The sequence below is a fragment of the Aestuariimicrobium kwangyangense DSM 21549 genome (assembly GCF_000421525.1).
Lineage (GTDB): Bacteria > Actinomycetota > Actinomycetes > Propionibacteriales > Propionibacteriaceae > Aestuariimicrobium > Aestuariimicrobium kwangyangense.
Genome location: NZ_ATXE01000002.1, coordinates 411,028 through 428,550 on the forward strand (window position 1 = coordinate 411,028; position 17,523 = coordinate 428,550).

Below are 17,523 nucleotides of genomic sequence, written 5' to 3' on the forward strand. Positions count from 1 at the left end.
AGCGACCGGAGGCTCACTGCCTGACCCGGAACGTGTCGTAGACCCCCGGTACCCGCCGGATCGCCTTCAACAGGTGGTCGAGGTGCCGGGGGTCTGCCGACTCGAAGGTCATGCGGAACTTGAACAGCCGGTCCTTGGTCTGGTTCATGTTGATCGACAAGATGTTGACGTGCTGCTCGGCCAGGGTGCGGCTGACGTCCGAGAGCAGGCCCGCCCGGTCGAGCCCCTCGATCTGGATGGCCACCAGGTAGCCCTGCTGGGCGTTCTGTGCCCAGGTGACGTCGAGGATGCGCTCGGGGGTGTTCAGCAGGTTGTCGGCGTTGGTGCAGTCCCGCCGGTGCACCGACACCCCGTCGCCGCGGGTGACGAACCCGATGATGTCGTCGCCCGGTAGCGGCAGGCAGCACTTGGCCAGCTTGACGTAGACGTCGGGGTCGCCGGCGACGATCACCCCCGACTCGGAGGTCCGGCGCGAGAGGTTGATCGGCAGCGGCCGGTCCTCGAAGGACTCCTCGCGGGCGTTCTCGACCCCACCCTCGGTGCGCAGCAACAGCTCGACCACGTGCTGGGTGCCCACCGAACCGTCACCGATGGCGGTGTAGAGGGCGTTGACGTCCGACAGCCGCAGGTCATCGGCCACGGCCGTCAGGTGTTCGAGGGTGAGCAGCCGCTGCAGCGGCACCCCCGACTTGCGCAGTTGCTTGGCGAGCAGGTCCTTGCCCTTGTCGGCCGACTCCTCGCGGCGCTCACGGGTGAAGTGCTGCTTGATCTTCTGGCGAGCCCTCGGGCTGGCGACGAAGGCGAGCCAGTCACGTGAGGGGCCGGCGTGCTCGTTCTTCGAGGTGAGCACCTCCACCACGTCACCATTGGCCAGCTTGGTGTCCAGCGGAACCAGTCGCTGGTTGACCCGGGCACCGATGCAGCGGTTGCCCACCTCGGTGTGCACCGAGTAGGCGAAGTCGACGGGGGTGGAGTCGGTGGGCAGTGCCACCACGTCACCCTTCGGCGTGAAGACGTAGACCTCGCTCGACTGGATCTCGAACCTCAGCGAGTCGAGGAACTCGCCGGGGTCGTCCGCCTCGTGGCTCCACTGGTTGAGCGAGTGCACCCAGGCCAGGTCGGTGGCCTCGGCCGAGTCGTTGCTGCCCTGCTTGTACTTCCAGTGGGCGGCCACACCCAGCTCGGCCCGCCGGTGCATCTCGTGGGTGCGGATCTGCAGCTCCACGGGCTTGCCGCCGGGGCCCAGCACCGTCGTGTGGAGGGACTGGTACATGTTGTACTTCGGCATCGCGATGTAGTCCTTGAACCGGCCGGGCAGCGGGTTCCAGCGCACGTGCATCACGCCGAGGGCGGAGTAGCAGTCGCGGTTGCTGTCGACCAGGATGCGCAGCCCGATCAGGTCGTAGATCTCGGAGAACTCGCGACCGCGCACCACCATCTTCTGGTAGATCGAGTAGTAGTGCTTCGGACGACCGTAGACGCTGGCCTTGATGCCTGCCGCAGCCAGGTCGTCCTCGACGGTGGCGATCACCTCGCGCAGGGCGCGATCGCGTTGGGGTGCACTCTCGGCCACGAGGCGGACGATCTCGTCGTAGACCTTGGGTTGCATGGTCGAGAAGGCCAGGTCCTCCAGCTCCCACTTGACGGCGTTCATGCCGAGTCGGTGGGCCAGGGGGGCGAAGATCTCGAGGGTCTCCTTGGCGATCCGGTTCTGCTTGTCGGGGCGAAGGAAGCCCAGGGTGCGCATGTTGTGCAGACGGTCGGCGAGTTTGATCACCAGCACCCTGATGTCGCGGCTCATCGCGATCACCATCTTGCGCAGCGTCTCGGCCTTGGCCGAGTCGCCGTACTGCACCTTGTCGAGCTTGGTCACACCGTCGACCAGCCCGGCCACCTCCTCGCCGAAGTCGGCGGTGAGCTGCTCCATGGTGTAGCTGGTGTCCTCGACCGTGTCGTGCAGCAACGCTGCCACGAGGGTGGGTTCGGTCATGCCCAGTTCGGCCAGGATCGAGGTGACCGCCAGTGGATGGGTGATGTAGGCGTCGCCCGACTTGCGCAACTGGCCCCGGTGGTAGTGCTCGGCGGTGTGGTAGGCACGCTCGAGCAGTTGCAGGTCGGCCTTGGGGTGGTTGGCCCGCACGACCTTGAACAGGGGGTCGAGCACTGCCGACTGCGGACTCTTGACCGCACCGAGACGGGCCAGGCGTTGGCGCATCCGCAGCCGTGGCTGTTCGGGGCCGGACGTGAATCGCGCCGTTGCCGGGGACTCAGGTTCGGGTTCGGGTACTGGCCGCAGGGCGGCAGGAGATTCAGCCATCACAGCCTCCTTCCGCGGTCGCAGGCCAACTGTACCCGGCTAGTCGTCAGCCTCGCTCGGCGCCAGCACGGCACCGCCCTCCGACTTGCGGACGACGATGAGTTCGTCGCCGAGTTGCAGCCGGTCGACGGTGGAGTCGTAGAACCGTCGCAGGGTGCGGTTGCGGACGACCCCCAGCACCCGGTCGTCGCTGACCTGGCGGGGGCTGAGGCCCACCTCGTCCTGCTTGACGGGCCGTTGCACCACCTCGAGGCCCTCACCGTGGGAGAGCAGGTCCTCGATGATGTTGCCGACGTAGGGGTTGACCGACGACAGGCCCATCAGGCGTCCGACGGCATCGGAACTGGTGACCACCATGTCGGCGCCGGACTGGCGCAGCAGCGGCACGTTCTCGTGTTCGCGCACCGAGACCACGATGTGTGCGCGAGGGTTCAGCTGGCGCACGGTCAGGGTCGTGAGGATGGCGGCATCGTCACGGTTGAGGGTGATGATCACCTCGCGGGCCTTCGAGATCTCGGCACGGCGCAGCAACGAACGGCGGCTGGCGTCGCCGGTGAACGCGGCCAGCCCATCGAGGTTGGCGTCGTTGACGGCGGTCTCGTCCGCGTCGATGACCACGATCCGGTCAAGGGGCACGTCATTGCGCCGCAACGCGTTGATGGCGCTGCGTCCCTTGGTGCCGTAACCGATGACCACGGTGTGGTTGCGCATGCGTTTCCTCCACGAACTGTCGAGCATGCCGCGGCGGCCCTCGTTGGCGAGCACCTGCAGGGTGGTGCCGACCAACAACACGAGGAAGCCGATGCGCAGCGGGGTGACCACGAGGGCGTTGATGAGGCGGGCGTGGGTGGCGAGCGGGGTGATGTCACCGTAACCGGTGGTGGTGATGGTGACCGTCGAGTAGTAGATGGCGTCGATCAGGCTGATCCCGTCACCACCGGTGTTGTCGACGTAGGAGCCGCGGTCGAACCAGACGATCAGGGTCGAGGCCATCAGCAGCAGCAAGGCCGCCCCGAGCCGCTTGCCCAGTTCGACCCAGGGGCTGCTCGAGGTGGGCCGGGGCAGGCTGACCATGATCTGGTCGCGCCAGCCCTTGCCACCCGCCCGCAACGTCGCCATGGCCGCCACCGACTCAGGCCTGCAGCACGGCGGCGCAGGAGTCGATGCCCTCCGACATCAGCCTGGCGCGCCCGTCGAGGAAGCCCAGTTCCATCAACACTGTCACGTGCACCAACTCTGCCCCCAACTGCTTGAGCAGGCCGGCGGTCGCGGAGATCGTCCCCCCGGTGGCCAACACGTCGTCGATCACGAGGGCTCGCCCACCGTGCGGGATGGCGTCCTGGTGCACCGCCAGCGAGTCCTGGCCGTACTCGAGGGCGAAGGTCTCGGTGAACGTCTTGCCCGGGAGCTTGCCCGGCTTGCGGACGGGCACGAACCCCACACCCAGGGCGAGGGCGACGGGGGCGGCGAAGATGAACCCCCGCGCCTCCATGCCCACCACCACGTCGATGTCGCGCGGAGAGGACTCGACCATCGCCTTGACCGCCTCGCAGAACCCGCGGGGGGAGGCGATCAGCGGGGTGATGTCCTTGAACATCACGCCGGGGTTCGGGAAGTCGGGTACGTCACGCACCAGCGACGAGATCAGCTCAACATCTGCCATCGGAGTTCCTTGTCAGCGCTTGCGGTGGCTGCGGGTGCTGCGGGACGGCTGGACACGCACCCCACCACCCGCGTTCGGGGTCGTTGCGAGGGCGGCAGCCGCCGTGGTCTCGGGCCGATCGGCCTGCTCCCGATGGCGCTGCCGGCGCCGCACGAGGGAGGCGCGGTGCTCGGCCATCTCGGGCTCGGCCTCCCGCATCTGCGCCAGCAACGGGGCCGCGATGAAGATGGACGAGTAGGCGCCGGCCACCATGCCGACGAACAGGGCGAGGCCCAGGTCGAGCAGCGGTCCGGTGCCCAGGAAGAACAAGCCGCCCACCAACAGCGCCGCCACGGGCAGAACACCGATGATGGTCGTGTTCACGGAACGGACGAGCACCTGGTTGACGGCGTGGTTCGCCGCCTCGGCGTAGGTGCGGTCACCGGACCGCAGCCCCCTGACGTTCTCGCGCACCTTGTCGAAGACCACGACGGTGTCGTACAACGAGTAACCGAGGATGGTCAGCACGCCGATCAGGGTCGCCGGGGTCACCGCGAAGCCCAACAGGGCGTAGGCGCCGACGGTGAGGACGAGGTCGTGGCCGAGCGCGACGATGGCGGCCACCGACATCTTCCAGTCGCGGAAGTAGCCCCAGATCAGCAGCATGACCAGTCCGACGAACACGACCAGGGCGATGATGCCCTTCTGGGTGATCTGCTTGCCCCAGGACTTGCCGATCAGGGAGTAGGCGATGTCGACCTCCTTGACCTTGAACTCACTGGCGAGGGCCTGCCGCACCGTGGTCACCTCGGCGGTCTCGAGGCTGCGCATCTGCACGCGCACCTGGGAGTCGCCGACGGCAACCGTCGTCACGGAGTCGAGGTCGGGGACGCCCGAGTTCTGCACCACTTCGCGGGCGCGGTCGATCTTGCTGGCCGCCTGAGCCGTCGGAACCTGGAAGCTGGACCCACCGGTGAACTCGATGCCGAGGTTGAGACCGCGGATGCCGAGCCCCAGCAGAGAGATGATCACCAGCGCGGCCGAGATGGCGTAGAACACCTTGCGCTTGCCGACGAAGTCATAGCTGATCTCGCCGGTGTAGAGCTTGTGGGCGAAGGAGTGGTGCTTGTGTTCCGCGTCTGCCATGTCAGGCCTCCTTGCGAATGCGTCGGGTGCGCCGACCCAGCAGTGATTCCCGGGTGACCCCCATGTGGTTGGGGTCCAGGCCGGAGAAACGGCCGCCCTGACCGAAGTACCTGGTTCGTCCGAGCAGGGTCATCAGGGGCTTGGTGAAGAAGAACACGATGGCCAGGTCGATCAGCGTGGTCAGCCCCAGGGTGAACGCGAAGCCCTTCACCGACCCGATCGCGAGCACGAACAGCACGGTGGCGCTCAACAACGAGACGATGTCGGCGATCACGACGGTGCCGCGGGCCTTCGTCCAGCCCGACTCGATCGCCGATCGCAGGGCTCGTCCGTCACGCACCTCGTCGCGGATGCGTTCGAAGTAGATGATGAACGAGTCGGCGGTCACCCCGATGGCGACGATGGCGCCCGCGATGCCGGGCAGGTTGAGGGCCAGCCCGAGTCCGGCGCCCAGCAGCACCATGCAGGTGTAGGTCAGGCCACCGGCCACGACCAGGGTGCCGACGACCACGATGCTGAGGGCCCGGTAGTAGATCATCGAGTAGACCAGCACCAGCGCCAGGCCGATCGCACCGGCGATCAGTCCGGCGTGCAACTGGTCACCACCCAGGGTCGCGGAGATGTTCTCCACCGACGAGATGTCGAAGGCCAGCGGCAGGGCGCCGTACTTGAGCACGTTGGCCAACTCCGCCGAGGATGCCGCGGTGAACTGACCCGAGATCTCGGCCTTCCCACCGGGGATCGGCGACGAGACGCTGGGGGCCGAGATGACCCGCTGGTCGAGCACGATGGCGAACTGGTTCTTGGGTGAGGCCTGCTGGGCGAGGTAGGTCGTCGACTTGGTGAAGGCGCTGGTGCCGGCACCGTTGAAATCGAGGGTGACCACGTAGCCGACCCCCTGCTGCGGGATGCCGGAGGCCGCGTCGTTGACCTGGGTGCCGGGGATCACGACCGGGCCGAGCAGGTACTTCTGCCCGTAGGCGTCGCAGGCGAACAGAGGCTGGTCGGCGACGTCGGGGAACGGGTCACCGCACTGCCAGGTCTGGAACTCGGTGGTGTCCTGGGCGCTGGGCTGCCACGCCAGCAACTGCTCGACCGTCCGCGTCTGCTTGCCCGGGGCCGTGGGGCGAGGGGTCGGCTCGGGCGCGGGAGCGGTGGGCAGTCCAGGAGCGACCGGCGTGGGCGTCGCCGCCGGGGTCGGCATCCCGGGAGCCGACGGCTTGGGCGAGGCGGAGGCACTGGACGATCCGCTGGGGCTCGCCGACGGCGATGCGGTGGCCGGGTCGGCCGGGGTGGACTGGCCGACCTCGTTGACCATGCGGAAACTCAGCTGGGCCGTCTGGCCCACGAGTGAGACGAGTTCGTCGCGGTTGGCGTTGGGCACGCTGACCACGATGTTGGTGCCACCCTCGGTGGTCACCTCGGACTCCCCCACGCCCAGGGAGTCGACTCGCTGCTGGATGATCGTGCGGGCCTGCTCGAGGCTGTCGGCGGACACCGAGCCGGATCCCGTGGAGTTGCGGGCCGTCAGGGTGATGGTGGTGCCACCGCGCAGGTCGAGACCCAGACGCGGCGTCCACTGCTTGGCGACGGCCATCAGGCCGACCAGGCCACAGCAGACCAGCAGGAAGATGGCGAGTGTCCGCGCGGGATGCGGACGATGAGGACTCGTGGTCGCCATCGGGTCAGACCCGCTGCTCTCCCGGCTGGGCCGGCGGATCGAGCTCGTCGAGGTGCTGCTCGTCGCCCGTCTGCTCGGCCTCGCCGGCCAGTTCTGTCTGGTCGTCCAGCTCGCCCTCGTCGTCGGGGTGGGAGTCGTCGTCGTACTCGAACTCCTCCTCGCTGGCGTCGACGGCCTTGATGATCGCGTCCTTCATGGCGGTCACCTCGACACCGGGTGCCAGTTCGACGACGGCCTGCTTCTCACCGAGGTGCTTGATGGTGCCGAAGAGTCCGCCGGCCAGCTGGACGCGGACGCCCGGGGCCAGCGAGTCGCGCAGCGCCTGCTGCTTCTTCGCATGCTCGGCGGCCTGCTTGCGCATGGGGCGGATCAACAGGAGGTAGAAGACGGCGACCAGGCCAACCAGCATGATGATGGTGGACAGGCCTTGGCCGGCGAGCAGCGGTTGCACGATGATTTCTTTCGTCCGGGAACGATGACCCGGCAAGCCTACCGGCAGTCCTGTCAGGCTCCGAACAGGTCGGGTTCGACCTGCCGTGTCGGGTTCTGGGGAGGGGTGAGCCCCAGGTGTTCCCACGCCGCAGGGGTGGCGACCCGCCCCCGGGGTGTGCGCATCAGGAAGCCCTGGCGCACGAGGTAGGGCTCGGCCACGTCCTCGACGGTCTCGGTCTCCTCACCGACGCTGATGGCGAGTGTCGACAGGCCCACCGGGCCGCCGTTGAACTTGCCGCAGATGGCCTGGAGCACCGCCCGGTCGAGCCGGTCCAGACCGATCTCGTCGACCTCGTAGAGCCGCAGGGCCAGGTCGACGGTCTGATGGGTGATCCGGCCGGCGTGGCGTACCTGGGAGAAGTCCCTCACCCGCCGCAGCAGGCGGTTCGCGATGCGGGGGGTGCCCCGGGACCGTCCGGCGATCTCGGCGGCCGACGCGTCGTCGAGCCGGAGCCCGAGCATGGCCGCGGAGCGGGCGACGATCACGGCCAGAGCATCGGTGTCGTAGAAATCGAGGCTCGCGGTGAACCCGAACCGGTCGCGGAGCGGCCCCGGCAGCATCCCAGCACGGGTGGTGGCCCCCACCAGGGTGAACGGTGGGATGTCGATGGGGATGGCGGTCGCGCCGGGTCCCTTGCCCACGACCACGTCGACGCGGAAGTCCTCCATGGCCAGGTAGAGCATCTCCTCGGCGGGCCGCGCCAGCCGGTGGATCTCGTCGAGGAAGAGCACCTCGCCCTCGACCAGCCCAGACAGGATGGCGGCGAGGTCACCCGCGTGCTGGATGGCCGGGCCCGACGAGATGCGGATGGGCGTCGCCATCTCTGCGGCGATGATCATGGCGAGGGTGGTCTTGCCCAGCCCGGGAGGCCCGGACAGCAGCACGTGGTCGGGCACGGTGCCGCGGTGCTTGGCGGCGTCGAGCACCAGCCCCAACTGGTCACTCACCCGGGGCTGGCCGCCGAACTCCGCCAACGTCGTCGGACGGAGGGCAGCCTCCGATGCCAGTTCCGCCGGATCGACCAGGGGATCGACGGCGCTCATCGGGCAAGGCTCCGCAGGGCGGCCCTCATCAGCTGGCCGACACCGATCGTCGGGTCGTCCGAGACCAGCGGGGCAACCTTCTCGCATGCCGCGTCGGCGTCCTTGCTGCTCCAGCCCAGACCTTGCAGACCGCTCGAGACCTGGTCGCGCCAGGCCTCGTCCCCGCTGGGGGCCCGATCCGGCTGGGGACCGGGGGTGAGACCCAACTGGGCGACCTTGTCCTTGAGTTCGATCACCATCTTCTGGGCTCCCTTGGCGCCGATCCCGGGCACCGAGGTCAGCCTGGCCAGGTCGCCCTGCTGCACGGCGCGGACGAAGTCGGCCGGGGCCACCACCGAGACGACGGCCAGCGCGAGCTTCGGACCCACCCCCGAGGCGGTCTGCACCAGTTCGAAGGCGTCACGTTCCATCGCCTCGGCGAAGCCGTAGAGGGTGAGCGAGTCCTCACGGACCACCAGCGAGGTGTGCAGGTGCAGGGAGTGTCCCGGTCGGGCGGCCGCCGAGGTGGCCGGGGTGCACAGGGCCTTCACCCCGAATCCACCCAGGTCGACCACCACCCAGGTGGCGCCAGCCTCGAGGCAGGTGCCCCGCACTTGGTTGATCATGACCTGCTCCTGTTCGGTGTCCTGCTCCGGTGGGTGGCGGTGGTCCTGGCGCTGTGTTCGGCGACCAGCGCCGCGTACCGGTTGGTGGCGCTGCCCCGCCACAGGTGGGTGATGGCCAGCGCGACGGCGTCGGCGGCATCAGCGGGCTTGGGGGCCTCGGTCAGTCTCAACACCCGCGCGACCATCACACCGACCTGGGCCTTGTCCGCCCGGCCGGATCCGGTGATGGCGGCCTTCACCTCGCTGGGTGTGTGCAGCACCACGGGGATGCCGTGTCGGGCGGCGACCAACATCGCCACGCCGGCGGCCTGGGCGGTTCCGGTGACAGAACTGAGGTTGTGCTGGGCGAACACGCGTTCGACCGCCACCGCGTCGGGACGATGGGTGGTGACCCATTCCTCGATCCCCTGCTCGATCTGCAACAGCCGCTTGGCGAGGTCAAGATCGGCCGGGGTGCGCACCACTCCCACGGCGACCAGGCTGGGCGGTCGTCCGACCACGCCCTCGACCACTCCCACGCCACAACGGGTCAGACCGGGGTCGACCCCGAGCACGCGGATTGCCGAACACATGTTCGATACGCTAGCTCATTCCTCCTCGAGGGCTACCGCGACATCCTCGGGCACCTCGACATTGGAGTAGACGTTCTGCACGTCGTCGGAGTCCTCGAGCGCATCGATGATGCGGAACAGTTTCTGGGCCTCGTCCAGGGTCACCGTCTGGGTGAACTCGGGCTTGAACTCGACCTCGGCCGATTCGTAGTCGAGTCCGGCGGCCTCGACCGCCTTGCGCACCTCGACCATCACCGACGGGTCGGAGATCACCTCGAAGGCCTCGCCCTCGTCGACGACGTCCTCGGGCTCGGCGTCCAGTGTCGCCTCGAGCAGGTCGTCCTCGCCGACCTCACGGTCGGACTGCTTCTTCAGCACGGCCACGACACCCTTGCGGGCGAAGATGCGCTGCACGGAGCCGCCATCGGCCATCGAGCCGCCGTTGCGGGTGACGGCCACCCGAACGTCCGAGATGGCGCGGTTGCGGTTGTCGGTGAGGCACTCGATCAGGATCGCGACACCGGCGGGCCCGTAGGCCTCGTACATGATCGTGTCGTAGTTCGCACCGCCACCGTCTGCACCCGACCCGCGCTTGACGGCGCGGTCGATGTTGTCGTTGGGGACGGAGGTCTTCTTGGCCTTCTGGATCGCGTCGTAGAGCGTGGGGTTGCCAGCGGGGTCACCACCACCGATGCGGGCCGCCACCTCGACGTTCTTGATCAGCTTGGCGAAGAGCTTGCCTCGCTTGGCGTCGATCGCAGCCTTCTTGTGCTTGGTGGTCGCCCACTTGGAATGCCCGCTCATTGGACCCCTTCTACGCGTCGCAGTACCCCGTCATGGTACTCACACCGTTGGCTGTACAGCACCACGGAGTCAGCCTCCTGGTAGCCCAGACGGGCGAACAACGACACTGCCGCACTGCCCTGTTCGGCCGAGTCGGCGCCACCGGTGTCGACCCCCAGACCGGCCCCCTCGAGCCCGGCATCGGCGAAGCTGATCAACACCCGCCGGAGCAGTGCCTGCCCCAGCCGGCGTCCTCGGTGACTGGGAAGGACCCCGATCCGGTCGGTCCAGCCCTCGCTCCACCCCTGGGCGTCCCAGTCCTGCTGGTAGGCCGATGAGAGCGCGTAGCCCACCACCCGGTCGTCCTCGAGCGCCACGAAGGACCACTCGGGCCGGGAACTGGCTCCGCTGAGCGACCTCTCCCAGTCGAGGCGACCCACCGACTTGGCGCCGGGCAGGTCGGCGAAGGCGAGGTTGTGCGCGATCCGCACCTGCTCGGTGTGGCGCTCGGGGTCGAAGCCGACGATGGTGACGCCGTCGCAGAGTTCGTCGGGCAGGGCGTGGGGGTCGACCTCGTCGAAGGACAGGTGCATGTCGGCGAACCATCGCTCCGGGGTGAACCCGGCCGCGATGAGGCTGTCCCGACGCAGGGTGAGCTTCGTGTCGACGTAGGAGCCGAGCCACAGCGACTCGACACCGGCCTCGAGACCCCACTCACAACCACGTTCGGTCAGCCAGCGCACCAGGTGGTGGCCGATCTGGCGGTGGCGCGCCTGGGGGTGAATCAGCCAGTTGAGCCAGATGCGTGGGAGGTCGGCGTCGTCACGACGCACCAGCAACCAGCCGGCCGCCAGCATCGCCCCCGAACGGTCCCGACCCACCACCCCGTTGCGTTCCGGCTCGGAGCGGGGGTCGCTGAGGTCCTCGCGCAACTGGTCGCCGCTGGGACGGTCGACCGGGTCGTCGAGCCAGGCGCAGGCCTCGGCCAACTCGGCGAGTTCGTCGACGTCGGTGAGGGTGAGCGGTGACCACTCCAGCATCGGCTCGACCATGAGGTCACTGATGGCGTTCACCGGGGGGCGCTCATCTCTGGGGCAGGAACCGGCGCCGCTCCGCGCTGACCGGCCAGTCCACGACCGACCAGCCGTTCTGTCGGGCCGCCCTCAACAGGCCCACGTCGGGGCTGACCACGACGGGATTGCCGACCGCGGTGAGCATAGGCAGGTCGACGTGGGAGTCGGCATAGGCGTAGCTCTTGGCCAGGTCGTAGCCGTGCAGGGTGGCGTACTGGCGAAGCCAGGCCGACCGGGTCTCACCGACCATCGGGGGGCCGTCGAGGAAGCCGGTGCACACCCCCTGGTCGTCGGTCGACAGTTCGGCCGCCACCACCACGTCGAACAGGTCGGCGATGGGCCGGGTGAACGGGCGAACGGCGCCGGTCAGCAGCACCGTGGTGTGCCCCACCTCACGGTGCTCCTGGATGCGGGTGAGTGCGTCATGGGCCAGTCGATCCATGATGAAGGGCCGCATGCGGGTGTCGACGATGGCGTTCAGTTCGTCCAGCGGCATGCCGGCGTAGCGCCGGTAGACCTGCCGGAGGAAGTTGCCGCGGTCGCGCCGCAGCGAGGCAAGGTAGGCGGGCAGGTGCGAGGCCACCTTTGCGACCTCCTTGACCTGGTCGGTCAGCGGCAGGTCGGGCAGGGTGGCCCACAAGTAGGTCTCGACCACGTTGGTGGCCATCACGGTGCCGTCGAGGTCGAACACGGCCAGCACCGGGGTCGGGGAGGGCTTGAGCGCCTTGTAGGTGCTCGACCGCTCACCTCGTCTGGTGCGGGCCAGTTCGAGTCGCTGCACGGGGTTGATGATGGCGGGGATGTGCACCTCGCCCAGGTAGTGGTCCCAGTCGATCTGTCCGGTGTCGAAGCTGAAGTGCTCGACGTCGTCGGGGTGCAGCGACTGGTGCAGGGCGAGGGTGCTGTCGTCGACGAAGTGCAGTTCCGACTGCAGGTACTCCCCGTACAGGCTGAAGTACTTGCGGAAGAAGGCCAACTGCTCGGCCTGCTTGTCGAGGGCGATGGCCGCCTCCCGGGTGCGCACGCTGCGGGGTGCGAAGCTGAGCAGTCGCTCCCCCACCGCATGGGCGCGTTCGGCCAGAGCCAGGTACTTCTCGATGGGTGCGGCTCCGGGGAACTTCCAGGTGACGGCCGGGACGGGCTCACCGTTGCGGATGAACGGGTGCGCCGTGAAGTAGGCGCGGCAGATGTCGTGCACCCCCCGGAAGGTGAGCGGGTTCCTGGCGCCGGAGTTCGAGTGGTAGTACTCGGGTCGTCCGATCTCGGGTTCGGTCGCAGCGACGGCGACGATCGCGTTGACCACGTGGTCGCAGGGGACGATGTCGATGACGGCATCGGGCGAGGCGGGGAACTCGGGCAGTTCGCCGCGGGCGTAGGCGAGGATGATCGGATCGGCCATCTTGAATCCCTCGATCCACCCGGGGAAGGGGTCGACCAAGGAGGACTCGACGATGGCGGGACGAACGATCGAGACCTTGATGGAGCTCGTCAGGTCTGCGACCACTCGTTCGCCCATCGCCTTGGCGAAGGTGTAGACGTCGGTCCAGCCCAATGACCTGGCCCGTTCGGTGCCGGCCTCGACCAGCTTGCGCTTCACCCATTCGGCTCGACGACGTTCGGTGTCGGCGGCGGTGGTGAGGTAGCCCGCCTGCTGGTGCTGCCGTTCGGCCTGCTTGCGCAGGGCCGTCAGCTGCTCCGAGGTGCGCGACTGGGTCTCGATGTGTTCCTTGAGGGAGAGGGCGTGCCTGGTCTCCGCCTCGTAGTCGACGCCGTGGGCGTGGGCCTCCTCGGGGATGGCGCCGCGACGCCGGCCGGCGGTGTAGGCCGTCGAGATGTGCACGTAGTGCGGAATGCGGTGCAGGGTGCCGTCCTGGTCGGTGCAGGCCTCGATCAGCTTGCCGATCAGGGCCTGGGTGCCCAGCACGTTGGTCTTGAAGGCCTCGTCGATGGGCGGGTCGAACGACACGTCCCCGGCGCAGTGGATCAGCACGTCGAGGTCGCGGGGAAGGTCGGGCACGTGCGGCAGGTCGCCCTCGATCACCTCGATGCGGTCATCGACCAGTTGCTCGGGGCCGCCGGCCGCCTCGACCAGTGGCTTGAATATCTTCTTGCGGGCGAGGCTGACGACCCGCTCGTGGGCGGTGACCGAGCCCTTGCGCCGCACCAGCACCGCCACCCTGGTGTCGGGCAGTTCGGTCAGGATCTTCCAGAGCAACTGCTCGCCGATGAAGCCGGTGACACCGGTGAGCAGGATCTTCTGTCCCGCCAGCAGGTCGCGCAACCGGCCGTCCAGCAGCGGCGGCAGGTGGGCCGCGTGGTACTCGCCGAAGGTCGCGGCGGGGCCCTGGCGTCGTACAGGTCGGGTGCTCACGGGTGAGTCTCCTCTCCGCGGGCTACCCGCAGGGCGTCCTCGAGGGTGAAGTTGCCCACGTACAGGGCGGTGCCGATGATGGCGCCCTCGACGCCTTCGTCGACCAGGGTTCGCAGACCGGCCAGGTCGCTCAGTCGGGCCACCCCGCCGGAGGCGATGACGGCCGCGTCGGTGCGCGAGCAGACGTCGCGCAGCAGGTCGAGGTTGGGGCCGGTCAGCATGCCGTCCGAGGCGACGTCGGTGACGACGTAGCGCTGACACCCTGCGGCGTTGAGGCGGTCGATCGTCTCGTGCAGGTCGCCGCCCTCCTCGGTCCATCCGCGAGCCGCGAGCCGGGTACCACGCACGTCGAGGCCGATCGCGACCCGGTCGCCGTGCTCCCCGATGATCCGCTCGCACCACTGCGGATTCTCCAGCGCGGCCGTGCCGATGTTGACCCGGCGGGCCCCGGCCGCCAAGGCACGCTCGAGCGAGGCGTCATCGCGGATGCCGCCGGACAGCTCGACCTTGATGCCGAGCTCACCGACGATCCGGCTGGTCACCTCGGCATTGGAGCCTCGTCCGAAGGCCGCGTCGAGGTCGACCAGGTGCAGCCATTCGGCGCCGGCCTGCTGCCAGCGCAGGGCAGCAGCCAGTGGGTCACCGAACGTCTTCTCGGAGCCGGCCACGCCCTGCACGAGCTGCACGGCCTGGCCGCCCTGGACGTCGACGGCGGGCAGCAGAACAAGATCAGTCACGCCATGACCCTATAGCGAGCCCTTGGTGCTGGGCACTCCCTGCACGCGGGGGTCCCGCGAGACAGCGGTGCGCAGGGCCCGGGCCAGGGCCTTGAACTGTGCCTCGACGATGTGGTGCGGGTCACGCCCGGCAAGCAGGCGCAGGTGCACGCACAGTCCGGCGTTCATGGCCAGGGACTCGACGACGTGACGGGTCATCGAACCGGCGTAGGGAACCCCGGAGCCGCCGATCAGCGCGTAGACCTGCCCCTCGGGCTCACCCGAGCACGAGACCCAGGGCCGGCCGGCGACATCGACGACACATTGGGCGAGCGCTTCGTCCAGCGGCACCATGGCATCGCCGTACCGGGTGATGCCCCGCTTGTCGCCGAGGGCCTGGCCGAGGGCCTGGCCGATGGCGATGGCGGTGTCCTCGATGCTGTGGTGGCCGTCGATGTGCAGGTCGCCGGTGGTGGCCACCTCGAGGTCGATCAGCGAGTGCTTCGACAGCGCGGTCAGCATGTGGTCGTAGAAGCCGACCCCCGTCGAGATGGACGAGGCACCCGTGCCGTCGAGGTCCAGGCTGACCCGCACCTCGGACTCACTCGTCACGCGGGTGACGGAGCCCGTTCTGGACGAGGGCGTACTGGACTCACTCATGTGGGCAGCTCCTGGATGGGGGGACGGACGTCGTCGAGGGCAGTCAGGAAGGCAGCCAGCTCGTCAGGGGTTCCAGCCGAGACCCGCAGGAACCCTGCGGGGCCAGTCTCGCGGACGAGGACTCCACGGTCCAGCAGTGCCGAGAAGACGGCGTGGCGGTCTGCGAAGCGCCCGAACAGGCAGAAGTTCGCATCACTGGGCACCACCTCGTAGCCACGGCGGCGCAGGTCGTGCTGCAGGCGCTGCAACCCGTCCCGCAGTGACTCCACGCGGGCCAGCATCTGGGTCGAGTGCCGCAGCGCCACCAGGGCCAACGCCTGGGACTGCGCCGACAGGTGGTACGGCAACCGGACGATCCGACAGGCGTCGACCACAGCCGGGTTGGCGACCAGGTAACCGAGACGTCCACCCGCGAAGGCGAAGGCCTTGCTCATCGTGCGGGTGACCACGAGGCGCGGGTACTTCGGCAGCAGCGCGATGGCCGAGTCCTCGGGCACGGCCGTGAACTCCTGGTAGGCCTCATCGACCACGACGATGGCCTGGGTGGCGGCACAGATCTCGTCGATCACCTGCACGGCGGTGGTGGTGCCGGTCGGGTTGTTGGGGGTGGTGATCACCACCACGTCGGCCTCGGTCTCGGCGATCGCTTCGAGCACCAGGGCGGTGCTGACCCTGAAGTCGGCGTCCCGGGGACGGGTGACGTAGTCGGTGTGGGTGTTGCGGGCGTACTCGGGGTACATCGAGTAGGTGGGTGAGAACGACAGCACCCTGCGCCCGGGACCACCGAACGCACCCATCAGGTGGGTCATCACCTCGTTGGAGCCGTTGGCGACCCAGATGTTGGCCGCCGTCAGCCCGAAGCCGAGGTAACCGGCCAGCGCGGTGCGCAGCTCGGTCGCCTCCCGGTCGGGGTAGCGGTTGACCTCGCGGGCCAGCCGCTGGACGACCCGGCCCATCTCGTGCACCACGTCGTCCGAGGGCGGGTAGGGGTTCTCGTTGACGTTGAGCCGCACGGGTACGTCGAGCTGGGGGGCGCCGTAGGGCTCCTCCCCCACCAGTTCGGGGCGCAGTGGCAGCGCGGCCAGGCCGAAGTCCGAGTCGGGGCTCATCGGGTCTGCTCCCGGCGTACGGTGATGGCAGCGGCGTGGGCGTGCAGGTTCTCGGCGCGGGCGAAGGTCTCGACCCGGTCGGCGACCTCGGCCAACGCCTGGGCGTTGTACTGGATCACCTGCACGGCCTTCATGAAACTGCGCACCCCCAGTCCCGAGGAGTGGCAGGCACACCCGGCGGTGGGCAGCACGTGGGTCGAGCCCGCCGAGTAGTCGCCCAGTGAGACCGGCGACCACGCGCCGACGAAGATGGCCCCGGCGTTGCGCACCCGGGCGGCCCAGGACTCGGGAGACTCGGTCTGGATCTCGAGGTGCTCGGCGGCGTAGGCGTTGACCACGTCGAGACCCTGGTCGAGGTCGGCGACCAGCACGATGGCCGACTGCTGTCCCGTCAGGGCTGTCGTCACCCGCTCCCGTTGCGGGGTGAGCGCCACCTGGCGGGTGGTCTCGGCCTCGACGGCCCGGGCCAGGTCTTCCGAGTCGGTGACCAGCACCGAGGCCGCCATCGGGTCGTGCTCGGCCTGGCTGATCAGGTCGGCTGCGACGTGCACCGGGTTGGCGGTGTGGTCGGCGAGGATGGCGATCTCGGTGGGGCCGGCCTCGGCGTCGATGCCCACCACCCCGCGCAGCAGTCGCTTGGCTGCCGCGACGTAGATGTTGCCGGGGCCCGTCACCATGTCGACGCGGTCACACAGACCCTCCACCCCCAGCGCGAACATGGCGATGGCCTGCGCGCCGCCGACCGCGTAGACCTCGTCGACGCCCAGCAGGTGGCACAGTCCCAGGATGTTGGGGTGCGGGAGTCCGCCGAAGTCCTTCTGGGGCGGTGAGGCGACGGCGATCGAGCGCACCTTGGCCACCTGGGCGGGGACGACGTTCATGATCACCGACGAGGCCAGCGGCGCCAGTCCGCCCGGCACGTAGAGCCCGACCCGGTCGACGGGGATGATCCGCTGGGTCACCTTGGCGCCGGGGGCGACTTCCACGGTCTCGGACGAGCGCTCCCGCTCCCCCAGTTCGCAGACGGCCCGGCGGCGTGCGATCGACTCGTCGAAGGCGGCGCGCAGGTCGTCGTCCAGTTCGGCGGCGCACCGCTCCAGGACCTCGGCAGGTACCCGCAGGGAGGGCGGCCGGATGCCGTCGAACTGCTCCGAGAAGCGGATCAGGGCCGTCCGGCCCTCGTCGCGCACGGCATCGATGATCGGACGGACCCGCTCGACGGCATGCTCGACGTCGAACTCGGCCCGGGGCAGCACCGCAGTCAGGTCGGCCGGTCGATCACGCAGGTCAAGGGTTCTCATCACAGCCACGAGTCTAGGACGGACTCCGTCGG

16 protein-coding genes are annotated in these 17,523 nt (G+C 68.8%); all 16 read right to left on the reverse strand.

Annotated elements, in window-relative coordinates:
• Positions 1 to 13: 13 nt before the first annotated feature.
• The 16 genes from H507_RS0108555 to hisD are packed head-to-tail and all read right to left on the reverse strand — an operon-like array spanning position 14 to position 17,491.
• Positions 14 to 2,317, reverse strand: coding sequence for a RelA/SpoT family protein (locus tag H507_RS0108555; RefSeq protein WP_026377993.1), 2,304 nt, complete (start codon positions 2,315 to 2,317; stop codon positions 14 to 16).
• 39 nt (positions 2,318 to 2,356) lie between these two features.
• Entirely contained in the window at positions 2,357 to 3,391 is a 1,035-nt protein-coding gene (locus H507_RS15725) for a potassium channel family protein (protein ID WP_425393310.1), read from the reverse strand.
• A 58-nt stretch (positions 3,392 to 3,449) separates the two neighbouring features.
• Positions 3,450 to 3,980: an adenine phosphoribosyltransferase gene (locus H507_RS0108565; protein ID WP_022910304.1), complete on the reverse strand. Its 531-nt coding sequence runs from the start codon at positions 3,978 to 3,980 to the stop codon at positions 3,450 to 3,452.
• 12 nt (positions 3,981 to 3,992) lie between these two features.
• On the reverse strand, positions 3,993 to 5,105 hold the full coding sequence (gene secF, locus H507_RS15730; protein ID WP_022910305.1) for a protein translocase subunit SecF: 1,113 nt from the start codon (positions 5,103 to 5,105) through the stop codon (positions 3,993 to 3,995).
• A 1-nt stretch (position 5,106) separates the two neighbouring features.
• Positions 5,107 to 6,786 carry a protein translocase subunit SecD gene (gene secD / locus H507_RS0108575; RefSeq protein ID WP_022910306.1) on the reverse strand — a complete coding sequence of 560 codons (1,680 nt, stop codon included), beginning with the start codon at positions 6,784 to 6,786 and terminating at the stop codon, positions 5,107 to 5,109.
• 4 nt (positions 6,787 to 6,790) lie between these two features.
• The gene (gene yajC, locus H507_RS17865) at positions 6,791 to 7,237 is read right to left on the reverse strand and encodes a preprotein translocase subunit YajC (RefSeq protein ID WP_022910307.1); all 447 of its coding nucleotides are present in this window, start codon (positions 7,235 to 7,237) and stop codon (positions 6,791 to 6,793) included.
• A 53-nt stretch (positions 7,238 to 7,290) separates the two neighbouring features.
• Positions 7,291 to 8,322, reverse strand: coding sequence for a Holliday junction branch migration DNA helicase RuvB (gene ruvB, locus H507_RS0108585; protein WP_022910308.1), 1,032 nt, complete (start codon positions 8,320 to 8,322; stop codon positions 7,291 to 7,293).
• The gene (gene ruvA, locus H507_RS0108590; protein WP_022910309.1) at positions 8,319 to 8,927 is read right to left on the reverse strand and encodes a Holliday junction branch migration protein RuvA; all 609 of its coding nucleotides are present in this window, start codon (positions 8,925 to 8,927) and stop codon (positions 8,319 to 8,321) included. Before ruvA ends, ruvB begins: the two co-directional genes overlap by 4 nt.
• A complete protein-coding gene (ruvC, locus tag H507_RS0108595) occupies positions 8,924 to 9,499 on the reverse strand; it encodes a crossover junction endodeoxyribonuclease RuvC (protein WP_022910310.1) in 576 nt (191 codons plus the stop codon). Before ruvC ends, ruvA begins: the two co-directional genes overlap by 4 nt.
• Before the next feature lie 15 nt (positions 9,500 to 9,514).
• Entirely contained in the window at positions 9,515 to 10,282 is a 768-nt protein-coding gene (locus H507_RS0108600; protein ID WP_022910311.1) for a YebC/PmpR family DNA-binding transcriptional regulator, read from the reverse strand.
• A complete protein-coding gene (locus H507_RS17330; protein ID WP_022910312.1) occupies positions 10,279 to 11,334 on the reverse strand; it encodes a GNAT family N-acetyltransferase in 1,056 nt (351 codons plus the stop codon). The genes H507_RS0108600 and H507_RS17330 overlap by 4 nt, the downstream gene beginning before the upstream one ends.
• Positions 11,335 to 11,344: 10 nt before the next feature.
• Positions 11,345 to 13,705 carry an HAD-IB family hydrolase gene (locus H507_RS15745; RefSeq protein ID WP_022910313.1) on the reverse strand — a complete coding sequence of 787 codons (2,361 nt, stop codon included), beginning with the start codon at positions 13,703 to 13,705 and terminating at the stop codon, positions 11,345 to 11,347.
• Positions 13,702 to 14,442: a bifunctional 1-(5-phosphoribosyl)-5-((5-phosphoribosylamino)methylideneamino)imidazole-4-carboxamide isomerase/phosphoribosylanthranilate isomerase PriA gene (priA, locus tag H507_RS0108615; RefSeq protein ID WP_022910314.1), complete on the reverse strand. Its 741-nt coding sequence runs from the start codon at positions 14,440 to 14,442 to the stop codon at positions 13,702 to 13,704. The genes H507_RS15745 and priA overlap by 4 nt, the downstream gene beginning before the upstream one ends.
• Positions 14,443 to 14,451: 9 nt before the next feature.
• Positions 14,452 to 15,081 (reverse strand): imidazoleglycerol-phosphate dehydratase HisB, encoded by a 630-nt coding sequence (gene hisB / locus H507_RS0108620; protein ID WP_022910315.1) that lies wholly within the window; start codon positions 15,079 to 15,081, stop codon positions 14,452 to 14,454.
• Positions 15,078 to 16,190, reverse strand: coding sequence for a histidinol-phosphate transaminase (locus H507_RS0108625; RefSeq protein WP_022910316.1), 1,113 nt, complete (start codon positions 16,188 to 16,190; stop codon positions 15,078 to 15,080). The genes hisB and H507_RS0108625 overlap by 4 nt, the downstream gene beginning before the upstream one ends.
• Complete coding sequence (hisD, locus tag H507_RS0108630; RefSeq protein WP_211217325.1) at positions 16,187 to 17,491, reverse strand: histidinol dehydrogenase; 1,305 nt, start codon at positions 17,489 to 17,491, stop codon at positions 16,187 to 16,189. Before hisD ends, H507_RS0108625 begins: the two co-directional genes overlap by 4 nt.
• Between the last annotated feature and the right edge of the window lie 32 nt (positions 17,492 to 17,523).